Genomic DNA, 13614 nt, shown 5'->3' with positions numbered 1-13614 from the left:
GTTCCGCCATCGTTGCTGGTACGTGCCGACGAGGTGATTGAATAGAAGGCCCGCCGCGCTGCATGAGTCTGGTGTTGGCCCGTTCCGGACCAGCTGCGCCGGTTCCACTATGTCCGCAGTTCGGGGTAGGCCGGAAGTGACTGGTAGAGGTCTGCACCGACGCGATTGACCCCTAGCCGAAATCGGAGGGGCACGCGACGATGAGGAGGGTACCGGGGGAACCAATTGGCGCGTGCTAAAGTTATCAGCGGTTCGGCGGGCTGCAGGGGCGTCCGCCCATGTTCATTTCAATAGGCGAGGCTCGCATCGGGCCGTCGCTCCTCTCGCCCCGAGAGCCGAGCGCCTCATGTCAAACGTCGAAGAATTCCCGCTGTCCGCCCGCCAAAGGCCCACGGAGTTCGAGGCGCTGGCCGCGGCCGGCCGCGCCGCGCTCGATGCCATTCCCGGCGCGGTCTATCTTTGTGACGCCGATGGACTGCTTGTCGCCTACAACGCCGAGGCCGTGGAATTGTGGGGCCGAACACCTGACATCGTCAGGAAGGAGCGCTTTTGCGGTTCACACCGGCTCCACCTGCTCGATGGAAGTCCGCTTGCCCATGCCGACTGTCCCATGGCCACCGCGGTTCGTATGGGAACGCCGACGCGCAATGCCGAAGTCATAATGGCGCGGCCGGATGGCTCTCGCTTCGCGGCCCTGCTCAACATCCGGGCGTTGCGCGATCAAGCTGGCCGCATCCAAGGCGCCATAAATTGCTTCCAGGACATCACCGGACGCAAGCAGGTCGAGGAGGAAGTCCGCCGGGAGACGCAGGACCTGGAGGACTTTTTCGATAATGGGGCGGTGGGCCTTCATATCGTCAGCGGAGAAGGGATTATCCTTCGTGCCAACAAAGCTGAGTTGGATCTGCTTGGGTACAGGCGCGAGGAGTACATTGGTCGCCACGTCGCCGAGTTTCATGTCGACGCGCCGGTGATCGGCGATATCCTTCACCGTCTTTCATGTGGCGAGCCGCTCGATCGCTACCCTGCGCGGCTGCGGGCGCGTGATGGCTCTGTCAAGCACACGCTGATTACGTCGAACAGCCGTTTTGTGGACGGCAAGTTCGTCAACACGCGCTGCTTCACCATTGACGTCACCGAACTGCATGCTGCCGAAGAGGCGCGCCGAGCTAGTGAAGCCCGGCTCGCGGCAACTTATGAGGCCGCCAGCGTCGGCATCTCCGAAACCGACGAGAACGGCCGCTTCTTGCGGGTGAATGATTCCCTCTGCCGCATCTCTGCGCGCTCGCGCGACGAGCTGTTGCGGATGACCTTCTTCGACTACACCCATCCCGACGACCAGACCGAGGACGCTGAGTTCTACGCGCGGCAGGTCCGTGGCGACATCGACAACTACACGATTCGCAAGCGCGCACTGCGGCCTGACGGGTCCGTGCGCCATCTCGACATTTTCAGCTCGTCGGTGCGGGATTCGGCAGGCCGATTCCTTTATGGCGTGCGCGTCGCCCAGGATGTCACCACCACCAAGCAACTGGAGGACCGCCTGCGCGACGGCGAGCAACGCATGCGCGATCTCCTCGAGGCGCTGCCAGCAGCCATTTACACGACGGATGCCGAGGGTCGCATCAATTTCTACAATCGGGCGGCGGTCGAGATGGCGGGCAGAACGCCGCAGCCGGGCGACGAATGGTGTGTGACCTGGAAACTCTATTGGCCCGACGGCACGCCACTGCCGCACAATGAGTGCCCGATGGCCGTCGCGCTGCGCGAAAACCGTGAGGTCCGCGGTGCCGAAGCGGTGGCCGAACGCCCGGACGGCAGACGCGTACCCTTTATTCCTTATCCGACGCCCCTGCGAGACGCCGCGGGAAATCTGGTCGGCGCCATCAACATGCTGGTCGATATCAGCGAGCGCAAGCGCGCCGAGAACGCCCAAAAGATCTTAATTGACGAGCTCAACCATCGTGTGAAGAACACTCTGGCCACCGTGCAGTCGCTCGCGAGCCAGACCGCGCGCCACGCCGCCGACCTGCAGGAATTCCTGCCAACGTTCACTGGGCGGCTGCTTGCGCTTGCCCGCGCGCATGACCTGCTCACCAGGCGAAACTGGCAGGAGGCACCTTTAGAAAGGCTGGTCTACGATATCGTTGCTCCGGTGTCGGGCGGACGCGTGACGACGCAGGGGCCCCACGTCGATCTGGACGCCCGAACGGCGCTGAGCATCACCATGGTGCTCAACGAACTTCTGACCAACGCTGCAAAATACGGCGCACTCTCGGTGCCAGACGGGGCTGTGTCCCTCACTTGGCGGCTTGGCCCGAACGAACTGTCGCACAACACGGTGGAGTGCGAGTGGCGCGAACGTGGCGGGCCACTGGTTTCGCCACCCAAGCGGCGCGGCTTCGGCACGCGACTGATGGAGCGTTGCGTCGAGCATGACCTCGCCGGCGAGTTCGATCTGGTGTTCGAGCCGGAGGGCACCCGCTGCCGCATGGTGTTTCCCATTGTGCCTGCATCGTCCAATGGTTGAGCTGTCCGGCGCCAGGGTTCTCCTGGTCGAAGATGAGGGATTGGTGGCCCTCATGATCGAAGACATGCTCGAGGAATTGGGGTTGAAAGTGGTCGCCTCGGCCGCCCACGTGACGAAGGCGTGCGAACTTGCCACCAGGGCAACGTTCGATCTAGCTTTGCTTGACGTCAACCTGGCCGGGAAGTTCGTTTTCCCGGTAGCGCGCATCTTGCGCGACCGAAAGATTCCTTTCCTGTTCAGCACCGGCTACGGCGGACCGCCGCTGGAGGAGGAATTCAGGAATGCCCCCGCAATCGGCAAGCCGTTTTCCATCGACCAATTGAAGGAGCAACTGCGGCTGATTCTGGCGCTCCCATAGAGGCGCAGCTTGCGCGCTTCGCGGGTGTTTACGCCAGAGACGTCTCTTCTCATCAAGGCAGTGTTGCTAGGAAGCCACTTCCCCTCATCATCGCTCGAGCGCAGGAACGGAGGCGAGCCCTTCGAATTCTATCGGGTGATCGACGCATTCGGGGGAGCAACATTTGAACGAGAATAAAAGGCTGGCTTCGAACTCGCCCGAGTCTTCGCAGTGGCTTGTTCTTTCCGCCGCGGCGCTTCTGGAAAAGACGGAGGATCCGAGCCCAGAGCCTCTGAACGACAACCACATTACAGTGGATTTGATGGAGCCATTTCCTGCGGGATGGTGGGCTTCGTCTTAAAGTGGGCTGCGAAGGACTCGGCGTGCTCGGAACTGTTGTCCGCCGATGGCCACATACTTTTTTGATCAGCACACCAGCTGCGAGATCGACGTTCACCCCGAAGGGACTGATCTGCTCGACCTCAGCACCGCAAGACGGATGGCCCTCTCGCGGGGTCAGAGGAAGCGTCAAGAGCAGCAGTTATACGGCTCGTTGCCGAATACAACCTAGCCCATTGCAGATAATCCGCGAGATAGCAATCGCTCCAAGATTTTGCACGTCGCGCTCGGGGACGAACTCGACGACGTCGAGCCCAACTATTCTGCACTTTGACGCGACACCCTGCATAAGATCGACAACGTCAAAATAGGATAGACCGCCTGGCTGTGGTATGAGCACGCCTGGGATGACTGATGGATCGAGACCGTCGCAATCAATGGTAATCAAGCACTCGCTATCGTCCTCTATCTCTGCAAGAACGCTTGCGATCCCATGAAGCCGAATATCTCTTGCTGTGACGATCTTGGTGCCCCACGCCTTTGCACAGTCAAATTCGGCACGACCAGAGCCGCCAATGCCGCGCAACCCAACCTGCACGATGCGTCTTACCCAGGGCAATTCGCTGGCTCGCCGCATTGTGCTTGAGAATGTATAGCCCGATCCGTTTCGCTGATCACGCCAATCAAGATGGGCATCAATCTGCAGGATCGTTAGCCCTTTGCTTTTGCGAAATGCTTCGAAGAAAGGTATCGGAACTGAATCATCCCCGCCTAGCAGGATCGGAACTGCGCCAGCCGAAAGGACAGCTTGCGTGGTCGTTCTGATGGCATCACGATTGCTCTCAGGTGTCATGGGATCCGTCACCAAGTTTCCACCATCCAAGACCTTCAATTTGGCTGGAGTGAGCAGCTCCGCTTCTTGATCAAAATCCCAACGGGTGAGATCGCTCTCATAATGACGCAGAGCGCGACGAATGAAGTCCGGCGCTTTGGCGGCATGGCTCGTCTGACCTACAACGTACGGCGTGGCATCGGAAGCGCCAAACAAGATCACGTCGGCCGCGGGCAGGGCGCTGGTCAAGTCACAAGCCTCAACGCCCAGAAAAGTCGGCCTGTCGGGATGCATTGCAAGTATCCGAGATTGTCGATGCGTCCCTTTCAACCTGAGTCGCTTGATCGGGTTCCGATGGCAGCGGCGGTGTCCTAGGACGTCCGCAAATGTGAAGGGTTTTGGATGCCGGCCCCATGACGGTGGGGCGGCGTGCACGGGGCCGGCGTCCGAAAGCCTCCAGGGGAGGAAACCGCGCATGGTGGGCGGGAATGGCGCGGCAGGCTCTATGGGGATTTGAGCGCCGCAGGCGAGTTGGCCGATTGAGTTCGAACCGATGCAGCGAACTGCGGGGCGGTGGCGCGGCGGCGACTGAGTGGTTGGCGGCGTCTAACTCGCAGCATTGTCGGCGGATTGGACGATAGCAGAACATTTGGATGCACTCCGCGGTGGCCGTTTGATGAGCGGCGGGCAAGATGATCGTTTTGCAGAACCGCCGTTGTGTGGTCATGAGGTGTCGATCCTGATGGCGCGGGTTGGAGCGGCTGGCGAATGGCGCGGTGTCTCGCCGCGCACGAAGAGCTCGATGAGGATCATACGGCCGCCGCAGCATGGACACCGCGGCTTGTCGGCGTCGGCGATGGTCTCGGTGGGCGCATCCTCACGTTTTTTGATGGCGAGCAGCTCGCGGGCGCGTGCGATGTTGCCGGCGCAAGCGCCCCGCGCCAGCAGGCCGTAATGGCGGATGCGGTTGAAGCCCTTTGGCAGCACGTGGATGAGGAAGCGGCGGATGAACTCGCCGGTGGCCAGGATCATGATCTTCTGTCGTCCGCGGCCCTCGACGCGGTAATCCTTCCATCTGAAGGTGACACCGTGCTGGTCGAGGGCGATCAGGCGGCTGTTGGCGATGGCGACGCGGTGTGTATAGCGCGACAGATAGGCCAACACGGCCTCGGGACCGCCGAACGGACGCTTGGCATAGACCACCCATTCGGCGTTGCGCAGCGGTGCGAGGTGAGCCGCGAAGGCTTGCGCATCGGCAAGTGGCGTTTGATTGCCGAATACGTACGGGCGGCCGGCCTTGTGGGTCGCGATGAGCTTCTCCAGGAGCAGCCTGCGGTACAGGCGCGAGAGCACGCGCACCGGCAGGAAGAAGCCGGGACGGCACGATACCCAGCGCGTGCCGTCGGGCGAGATGCCCCCGCCCGGCACGATCATGTGCACGTGCGGGTGTTGGGTGAGCGCCGAACCCCAGCTGTGCAGCACGGAGGTGATGCCGATGCGGGCGCCCAGATGCTTTGGATCGGCGGCGATCGTGGTCAGCGTTTCGGCCGAGGCCTTGAACACCAGGTCGTAGATGACGGCCTTGTTTTGGTAGGCGATGTCGGCGATGCCCGCCGGCAGCGTGAACACGACATGGAAGTACAGCACGGGCAGCAGATCGGCCTCGCGCTCGGCGAGCCATTGCTTCGCCGCGGCGCCCTGGCACTTCGGGCAATGCCGATTGCGACAAGCGTTGTAGGCGATCTGGGTGTGGACACAATCCTCGGATCGCTCGACATGTCCCCCGAGCGATGCCCTGCGGCAGCTCTCGATGGCTGACGTGACCTTGAGCTGGCCGAGGCTCACATGGCCGGCGTTGGCTTGACGCCATGCCGGTCCACGGTCGCGGAAAATATCCGCGACCTCCAGCGCTGGGCGCGGCACGCGAGCCGCACGTCAGGCGGGTGGCTCGGCCTCCTTGAGCTTGCCCATGATGTGATCGCGCAGGCTCATGATCTCGCGGATCGTCTTGGTGGCGAGGCGGGTGTAGAGCGCCGTGGTATCGAGCTTGGCGTGGCCGAGCAGCACCTGGATCACTATGATATCGATGTTCTGTTCCAGAAGATGGGTGGCAAAGTTGTGCCGGAGTGTGTGCGGAGATACCCGCTTGTCGATCCCGGCCATGTGGGCAGCCGCATGGCAGGCGCGATTGAACTGGCGCGTGGTAAGAGGACTGACTGGCATCGGCGCAGGTGGTAGTGGCCGTATCGTTGCGGGCTTTGATATCAGCACAACGGGTTTGCGGCCCGGAAGTCCAAAGAACGCATCCTCTCGGAATGGCCAGCAGCACTATGCCGCCTTGACGCTATCTTCATCAACCGGCCCCGCGATGATCGGCAGAGGATGCGTACCGCGTTCATGGAAGTGGGACGCCGCTGTGCGGTCGATAGCCAGGCTGAGAAGTTCCGGTCGACTGTAGTGGCCGCGCGAGTCCATCATCTGCTTGCGGCGATCGATCATCGAGAAATCGAGATCGGCAATCACGTGGCCTTCGCCGGATCGCAAGGGTTCACCGATCAATTCACCTTCGGGTGAAATAATTGCAGTGAAGCAGCCGCCGGAAATCGGGCCAATGCTGCATCCGGTGTCCTTCATGATCTGCGCTTGCTGTTCGCCATCAAGCCACGCTGTTGCGTTGACGACGAAACAGCCCGCTTCAAGGGCGTGTTGGCGGATATTCACTTGTGTCTGCTCGGCGAAGCGATCACCGGCGAACGAACCCGGGTACATGGCTGAATGGATTTGCTCGCCGTCAGCCATAAGGGCATAGCGCGCCAGCGGATTGTAGTGCTCCCAGCATGCCAGCTGGCCGACACGGCCGACGGCGCTATCCACTGCGCGCAGCCCGGAACCATCGCCCTGGCCCCAAATCATGCGCTCTTGGAAAGTGGGACTGATCTTGCGCCGGCGCTGGATCAAGGTGCCGTCTGCGTCGAACAACAATTGCGTGTTGTAGAGCGTGCCGCCGTCGCGTTCGTTGACGCCTATCGACACCACCATCGTGGCCTGCCTCGCAGCCTCGCCGATGGCTTCTGTGGTGGCTGAGGGTACCGCTATGGCCTGATCGAGCAGCCTGAGGTGCTCCTTGCCTGTCCTGATCTCGAAGGGCGTCTGCACAAACGAGAAATAGGGATAGTATGGCACCACTGTTTCCGGAAACGTCGCGAACTGGACCCCCAGCCTGGCGAGCTCGGCGATCTTTCGGATTACTCTTTGCACTGTTCCTTCCCGGCTGTAGAGCACGGGGCTGATCTGTACGGCAGCGGCTTTGACGACCGTCATGTTGTTTCTCCGAGAACTGTGATTGAAATCGACGGCCGTCGGCCGCTCACACAGCTTGCCGAAACGCCACCGCTGAAGTGCATGCGAAACGGAGAAAGAACTCCTGTATCGCTTGATCGGTGGTGGCCCGGCTATGGCCAATGCATCAGCACCAAGGGCGGACCCCTCGACGGAGAAGAACGTCAGATCATGCAGCCCGATGCTGCCGAGGATAGCTTTAAGATATGGCGTGAGAAAATCGGGCTGATGCGTGCGCTCGCCGGAAAATCGCCCGTCCGAGGACACTGCGACAAAGACCGGCCGGTCGTGCAGCGCCCCCACTTTTCCTTGGGCAGTCACGTCGAAAGTTCGACGGACCCGAACGACGTGATCAATCCACGCCTTGAGAGCGGCTGGCACGGTGAAGTTATGCATTGGAGTTGCGATGACCACGCAGTCGGCGCTCTCCAACTCTTGGATCAACTCTTCGGACCGCGACATCGAGCCCTCGGCAAATATTCCGCGCACGATCGCTCGGTCCCACCGAGAGCAGTTGCGTAACGCTCATCGAGATCGGCGATGGCGTCGCTGATGGCTCGAATGATGACGGTTGCCGCGGGCTCGCTATCCAGCAAATTGCCGATGATTTTCTGAGATAGCCTGTAACTCTCCGATGCCTGCCCCCGGGGGCTGCAAATCAAATGCAGTATCTTCTCCATTGACTGTCCGATCGCTGCTGTTTGAACTCGGATCATGAACGATAAGCAATGGAGGCCTGCATCCAAGGACCATGAAGGAGCTTTGCGACTGGTCCATGATATGCCCCCGCGCTGGGCTAGACTGCTGGAGTCCTGCGAGAACTGGAGACCCATCCGAACCGTTGTGGCATAGTGGTTTCCTTCATGGAAAAGATCGGATCGGGCCATGTCTGCCGCCACGCCTGGAAGGATCTCTCCGCTGGATCCGACGGCGACCGAGCCATTCTACCGCCAGATTTACGAACGGTTCCGGGACGCGATCGCCAATGGAATGTTGAAGCCCGGCGACCGCATTCCTTCGGCGAGGGCACTGACCGGGGAATTGGGACTCGCCAGAGGTACCATCGAAACCGCTTATTCCTTGCTGGCCGCGGAGGGGTTAATCGAGGCACGCGGCCAGGCAGGCACCATTGTAAGCCCGGACCTCAAGCCGCGTACGCTCATGGCAAGCCCAGCGCCGCCTTTGGACTTCGCTCCGGACGCTCTCAGTTTTCGTCCCGATACGATCTTACCCTTTCAGATGGGCTTGCCTGCCCTGGATGCGTTTCCAAGAAAGATTTGGGCGCGCCTTACCGCGCGCCGTGCGCGCGCCATGCAGCCTTCCGATATGATCCATCCTCCTGTCCAAGGCTTACCTTTGCTGCGCGCGGAAGTCGCCAGATACCTTCAGGTCTCGCGCGGCATCAACTGCACTGCATCGCAGGTGTTCATCACCTCGGGGTATCGCCAAACTGTCGAGCTGATCGGCAACGCCCTGCTCCAGGCGGGCGATCGCGTCTGGCTCGAAGACCCCGGATACCCGCCCACGCGAGAGATATGCAAGTATATGCATGTTGAAAGCGTCTTGGTCCCTGTCGATGGGCAGGGCATGGTTGTTTCCGACGCGGTCAAGCTGGCGCCCCTGGCGCGCGCAGCGGTAGTCACGCCTGCGCATCAGAGCCCGCTCGGCATGTCCTTGTCGTTACCCCGACGTCTTGCGCTACTGGATTGGGCCGCGCGAAACAAGGCGTGGATCATCGAAGACGATTACGATGGCGAATACCGCTATGTCAGCCGCCCGCTCCCTGCGTTGAAGAACCTCGACCGCGATGGGCGGGTGCTCTATGCGGGCACGTTCAGCAAGGTGCTCTTTCCGGGTATGCGGCTTGCCTATCTCGTAGTGCCGGAAGAGCAAGTCGAGCTGTTTGAGCAGGTCACTGAAAGCCTTTCGGCTGGCTGCCCCGGGCTCACGCAATCCATCGTCACTGCATTCATTAGCGAAGGACATTTTGCCCGCCATATCCAGCGAATGCGGAAACTCTATGCCGAGCGCCGGGAAGCGACCGCGGCTGGCCTGGAAAGCGTGCTCGGAAAATATGTGCGCATAGACTTGCAGCCCGGGGGCATGCACCTGATCTTGCGTCTGCGAGGCAATCGTTCAGACCGCCGGCTGGTTGCAAGCATGCGGAAGCAGAAGCTTTACGCCGAGGCGCTCACGGACTGGACGGCGCGCAACGATGGTGCCTCAGCCCTACTTTTGAGTTTCACGAATATTGATTCTCAGCGTACAGCCGAAAATCTCGGAGGGCGCATTTTGAAAATGATGTGACAGCCGCTTGAGAGGGACCTCTGGACCAGGAAAATGATGGTCTAGCAACGGAGGCCGATCATGGACCTTCTTGGATAGGCCAAGATGCGAGACGATCGAATCTCTCAACCAGATGAGGATTCAATCATGAACAAGCGCATCGATTACGCCAAGGCGTCGCCGGAAGGCTTCAAGGCTTTTGGAGGTGTCTACGTCCATCTTCAGAAGAGCGGCCTTCCAAAGCAACTGGTCGATCTCGTGTATCTACGGGTTTCTCAGATCAACGGCTGTGCCTACTGCATCGACATGCACTCCCGCGATCTGCTCAAGTCTGGCGTCGCCGTCGACAAGCTCGTGCTGGTTCCTGTGTGGCGCGACGCGGGTGAGATCTTCAGTGCGCGCGAACGCTGTGCGCTGGCCTGGACGGAGACCGTGACGCTAGTGGCGGAAACCGGGGTTCCGGAGGTCGACTATGAGGCCGCGACGAGTGCATTCAGCGACAAGGAATTGGCTGACCTCACCTATGCCATCGGCTTGATGAACGCATTCAATCGATTTGGAATCTCATTCCGCTCGATTCCCCGCGCCGTCAGCGAGTCCTGAGGGACCCCCAGTGAGCAAACATGTAGCGCATGGACATCCGTCCATGCGCATCCTGCCCCCCTACAAACGCCGCCCAGCCGTAGTGCCTGGCGATCGCGGATGGATCGCCTCCATGGAATGGATAATGTTAACCGCCGCCGGCTTCCTCGAGATCGGATTCGCCTTTGGCATGAAGTGGTCCGCAGGTTTCACGCGGCTGCTACCCGCGCTGTTTGCGGCCGCCACCGGCTTATCAAGTGTCGTTCTTCTCTCATTGGCACTCCGCACACTTCCAGTCGGCACGGGGTACGCCGTCTGGACCGGCATCGGTGCCGCAGGTACTGCCGTTCTAGGTATCGCAGTGCTCGGCGACTCTGCGTCGCCGGCGCGGTTGTTTTGCATTGCTTTGATTGTGGCAGGGGTGATTGGGTTAAAGTTTGTCTCCGCAAACTGAGACGCGTGAAGCGTTCTGGTGGTGACAATCTTCGTGAGGCAGCAAGCCCTTTGTCCACCTCGGGTCAATCGCGTCGGTTTGCCCGTGAGGCGATGACTTCCGGTCTAGCCGGACAAGCGGACGTGGTCAGATCGGACAGGCATGTCTCGAACTGAACGAGCGACATCGCCTTGGCGCTCACGCGTCGGCCCGCAAGAGCGACCTTATTTCGCTTGCGGGCTAGTTCGAGACGCAGCTTCGAGATCGAGGTGCCGATCTGAGCGAACGCGGCGTCAATCTCGCTCGGCGTGGTCAACATGAAAAAGGTGGCCGAGCCGCTCGCGCATTTGGGCAGCACGGGCGACACGCCGGTGCCGTCATCAAGCTGAACGGCGTAGATCGTGGTGTTCTTGGCCTTGACCGCGGCGCACAGCGTCTCCATCCGCGTATCGATCTTTCCGCGCTCCGTCGAGGACGTGCTCATGGAGCCGTCGCCGTTCCAGCGGTTGACTGTGTTCTGTCCGTCGGTGAACAGGATGATCACGTGCTGGTACTGGTTGTTGACGTCCTCGGCCGGGGCGTTCAGCGGCGACTGGCGCAGCAGCGACAGCCAGCCCCAGTGCAGCCCGATGGTCTGATTGGTGCCGCCGTTCGCCACCATCGCCTCTATGGTGCTCTTGACGGTGCTGAAGGTGCTTGTCAGCGCCAGCATCTTGGCCGGGCAGTACGGTCCTGATCCGCGACGAACTGGGTGGTCAGCGATGAGGGGGCCGCGTCGGAGACGTCGTAGCTCTAGTCGCGGTCGGTGACGCAGCCGTTCCAGTTCGAAGTCGAAGGAGAACCGACGGAGTGGCTCCAGGTGTACCCGTGCCCCTTGCACATCGCCCTCGTGTACCAGGAGCTTCTTCCGGAACTGCAGTAGGAGTTGCCGGAGGCATCCTCCGATCTTGGATCCCAGAAGTCCCAGCGCAGCCAGTTGGCGCTGGCCTTATCGGTACCGACGTTTACGGCGCTCGCGAAGGGCACGACGGAGAACATGACGTCGCCGGGGGTCTTGGCGAGCGCCCCGAGCTTGTCGACGAGGTTCTTGGACGCGGTCTTCAGGTTCGAGAGCTTGGTGCCGCTCGTCGAACCGGTATTGTCCAGCACCAGCGCGATGCGCAGCAGGTTGCTGCCCCAGGTCGAAGTCGAGGAGACGCCGAATCCTAGGGTCGGGAAGCCGGCGATCTGCATGAACTGGGACTTGATCGCGCCCGAGGCAGTCATCGCCACCGTCGATCCCTTCCCGCCGCTGTTGGCGGTGTAGGTCGCCGCCGCCTGGACGCTCTGCACGTCGGTCTCGGTGTACAGTGCGGCGAAGTAGGCCGGCCCCGCCGTGGGAATCTGGTTGGTCGTGATCTTGCCGTCCGACAGGTTCTTGGCGACCATCAGCGAGGCCGAATCGAGCGCGCCCTGCATCGCGGTGCGAGCCCGGCTTGCCCGGCTATCCCCGCGACCGCTGACTCCGCTGAGGCTGGGCGCCTGTCCATTATTACCGCTCTGTCCGCATGTAAGGGCTGCGCTCCGAGACCAATCGAAGGTCGGGGTCGGCGGCCAAGGTCAGGGAAGCATCGATCCGGAGCGGGTTCTCTGGAGGGCGCTCAGCCACCACAGCCCAGGCAACGACGCCGACTGCGAAAAGGGCTGCCGCTAAAATCCAAGGATACCGCATCATTGCGTCCTCCCTAGTCTGGTATCAGCGTCTCGATCAGGTTGAGCAGCGCCTGGTGCTCCGGACCATTTGCGCTCCCCCGCAGGGATCTGCCGATCTCAATGTACGAGGTCCGTCCTCCTGAGCCGGCATTCGGCTGATGCTTCACGACTGGGGTGCTCGAAGCCGGGTGTCGCGCCAAAGACCAGACGTCGCCGTTGCTGCTTTCATACAGGACCCGATCGGACATAGGGGCTAATAGTGCCCGCACTATTCGGTTCCTGTTGCGGATCGTGCGGACTTCGGCCTGTAAGCTGGCAGCGCCCGAAGCCGGAGACAATCCTGCGGATGTACCTGCGCCAGCACCGCTACAGGGAACGCGCCCCATGTGCTCAATTGGAACCTCTTCCACGATTGGCGTGTTCATCGACAAACAACCCACAGGAGTTTGCCTTGAACAGAATGCTTTTGTCGCTCGGGACAGCAACCTTGATGGCGCTCTCAATTGCCAACGCAGCTGCGAAAGATAAGCAAAGCGAAACGTTCCTCAAGAAGGCAATCGAGGGCAATTTCGCTGAAGTGCATGGGAGAGCTGGCGCAGCAGAACGGTCAAAGTGATGCCGTCAAGTCATATGGCAGAATGCTTTCCACAGACCACACCGCCGCCAATCAGAAGGCTTTAGATGCTGCCCAAGGACTGGGAATGAACTCACCAAGCGGACCGAATGCCAAGCAAACAGCCGACCATGACAAGATGTCAAAACTGTCCGGCGCAGGCTTCGATAAAATGTTCGCGGCTCACATGGTCGCAGACCACCAAAAGGATATCGCCGAGTACAAGAAGGCATCAAAAAGTAAGGATGCTGCCGGAGAATATGCTTCCGGCCAAATAGATACGTTGTAAAAGCATCTGGATGCCGCAAAATCGTTGAAAGGCGGTCGTTAATCCGACGCCGGAACTGGGTCGGCAGGAGCGCGGCAAGCCAACTTCACGATAGCGGACGCTCATAGAGCAGCGCGAAGACTACTTGCTCCGGCTGGCGAGCGTTTTGGATGATATCGGGGCGGACCAGCAGTTGACAATTCGGGGCCGGTACATCGAACAGGCGTTCGGCGGGAATGGTGCCTTCGCACTTGCAGAGGCCGAAGTCTTCGCCCGCGCTCATGGCTGCACGTTTCGTTACGATCGGATTGAGCAACGAGGCCTGTTCACCCGGTCGTATCCCGCCGGTGGACGGGCTTAACC

14 protein-coding genes and 1 pseudogene are annotated in these 13614 nt (G+C 60.8%); 7 read left to right on the top strand and 8 right to left on the bottom strand.

Annotation, left to right across the window (positions count from 1 at the left end; translation table 11 throughout):
* Positions 1-346 precede the first annotated feature (346 nt).
* On the top strand, positions 347-2530 hold the full coding sequence (locus tag ABIB00_RS38100; protein ID WP_247352250.1) for a PAS domain-containing sensor histidine kinase: 2184 nt from the start codon (positions 347-349) through the stop codon (positions 2528-2530).
* Entirely contained in the window at positions 2523-2888 is a 366-nt protein-coding gene (locus tag ABIB00_RS38095; protein WP_247352249.1) for a response regulator, read from the top strand. The genes ABIB00_RS38100 and ABIB00_RS38095 overlap by 8 nt, the downstream gene beginning before the upstream one ends.
* A gap of 520 nt (positions 2889-3408) precedes the next feature.
* Here the strand turns inward: ABIB00_RS38095 and ABIB00_RS38090 are convergent.
* The 5 genes and pseudogenes from ABIB00_RS38090 to ABIB00_RS38070 all read right to left on the bottom strand — a co-directional run.
* Entirely contained in the window at positions 3409-4287 is an 879-nt protein-coding gene (locus ABIB00_RS38090; RefSeq protein WP_354107896.1) for an arginase family protein, read from the bottom strand.
* Between the two features lie 474 nt (positions 4288-4761).
* Positions 4762-5961 (bottom strand): IS91 family transposase, encoded by a 1200-nt coding sequence (locus ABIB00_RS38085; protein WP_502917955.1) that lies wholly within the window; start codon positions 5959-5961, stop codon positions 4762-4764.
* Between the two features lie 12 nt (positions 5962-5973).
* The gene (locus ABIB00_RS38080; protein ID WP_502917954.1) at positions 5974-6261 is read right to left on the bottom strand and encodes a tyrosine-type recombinase/integrase; all 288 of its coding nucleotides are present in this window, start codon (positions 6259-6261) and stop codon (positions 5974-5976) included.
* 105 nt (positions 6262-6366) lie between these two features.
* Positions 6367-7359, bottom strand: coding sequence for a nitrilase-related carbon-nitrogen hydrolase (locus ABIB00_RS38075; protein ID WP_354107897.1), 993 nt, complete (start codon positions 7357-7359; stop codon positions 6367-6369).
* A 201-nt stretch (positions 7360-7560) separates the two neighbouring features.
* Positions 7561-7773 (bottom strand): annotated as a pseudogene (locus tag ABIB00_RS38070) (NAD(P)H-dependent oxidoreductase); the annotation flags it as partial.
* 489 nt (positions 7774-8262) lie between these two features.
* Between ABIB00_RS38070 and pdxR the strand changes: the two are divergent.
* From pdxR to ABIB00_RS38055, 3 genes are all read left to right on the top strand, one after another.
* A complete protein-coding gene (gene pdxR / locus ABIB00_RS38065) occupies positions 8263-9684 on the top strand; it encodes a MocR-like pyridoxine biosynthesis transcription factor PdxR (RefSeq protein ID WP_247352247.1) in 1422 nt (473 codons plus the stop codon).
* A gap of 126 nt (positions 9685-9810) precedes the next feature.
* Complete coding sequence (locus tag ABIB00_RS38060; protein WP_247352246.1) at positions 9811-10266, top strand: carboxymuconolactone decarboxylase family protein; 456 nt, start codon at positions 9811-9813, stop codon at positions 10264-10266.
* A 112-nt stretch (positions 10267-10378) separates the two neighbouring features.
* On the top strand, positions 10379-10699 hold the full coding sequence (locus tag ABIB00_RS38055) for a DMT family transporter (RefSeq protein WP_247352257.1): 321 nt from the start codon (positions 10379-10381) through the stop codon (positions 10697-10699).
* Between the two features lie 64 nt (positions 10700-10763).
* On the opposite strand, the gene ABIB00_RS38050 is transcribed toward ABIB00_RS38055, so the two are convergent.
* Positions 10764-11390 carry a vWA domain-containing protein gene (locus tag ABIB00_RS38050; protein WP_247352245.1) on the bottom strand — a complete coding sequence of 209 codons (627 nt, stop codon included), beginning with the start codon at positions 11388-11390 and terminating at the stop codon, positions 10764-10766.
* Positions 11391-11470: 80 nt separating this feature from the next.
* Positions 11471-12136, bottom strand: coding sequence for a vWA domain-containing protein (locus ABIB00_RS38045; protein ID WP_247352244.1), 666 nt, complete (start codon positions 12134-12136; stop codon positions 11471-11473).
* 685 nt (positions 12137-12821) lie between these two features.
* On the opposite strand from ABIB00_RS38045, the gene ABIB00_RS38040 reads away from it, so the two are divergent.
* The gene (locus ABIB00_RS38040) at positions 12822-12986 is read left to right on the top strand and encodes a hypothetical protein (RefSeq protein WP_247352243.1); all 165 of its coding nucleotides are present in this window, start codon (positions 12822-12824) and stop codon (positions 12984-12986) included.
* Positions 12952-13272, top strand: coding sequence for a DUF4142 domain-containing protein (locus tag ABIB00_RS38035; RefSeq protein ID WP_247352242.1), 321 nt, complete (start codon positions 12952-12954; stop codon positions 13270-13272). The genes ABIB00_RS38040 and ABIB00_RS38035 overlap by 35 nt, the downstream gene beginning before the upstream one ends.
* 85 nt (positions 13273-13357) lie before the next feature.
* Here ABIB00_RS38035 and ABIB00_RS38030 read toward each other — a convergent pair.
* Positions 13358-13614, bottom strand: a 257-nt coding sequence (locus tag ABIB00_RS38030) for a hypothetical protein (protein WP_354107895.1), incomplete at its 5' end; no start/stop codon positions are given.

It is taken from the genome of Bradyrhizobium sp. LB14.3 (genome assembly GCF_040547985.1).
Classification (GTDB): Bacteria; Pseudomonadota; Alphaproteobacteria; order Rhizobiales; family Xanthobacteraceae; genus Bradyrhizobium.
This window is presented reverse-complemented; position numbering and strand designations above follow the sequence as displayed.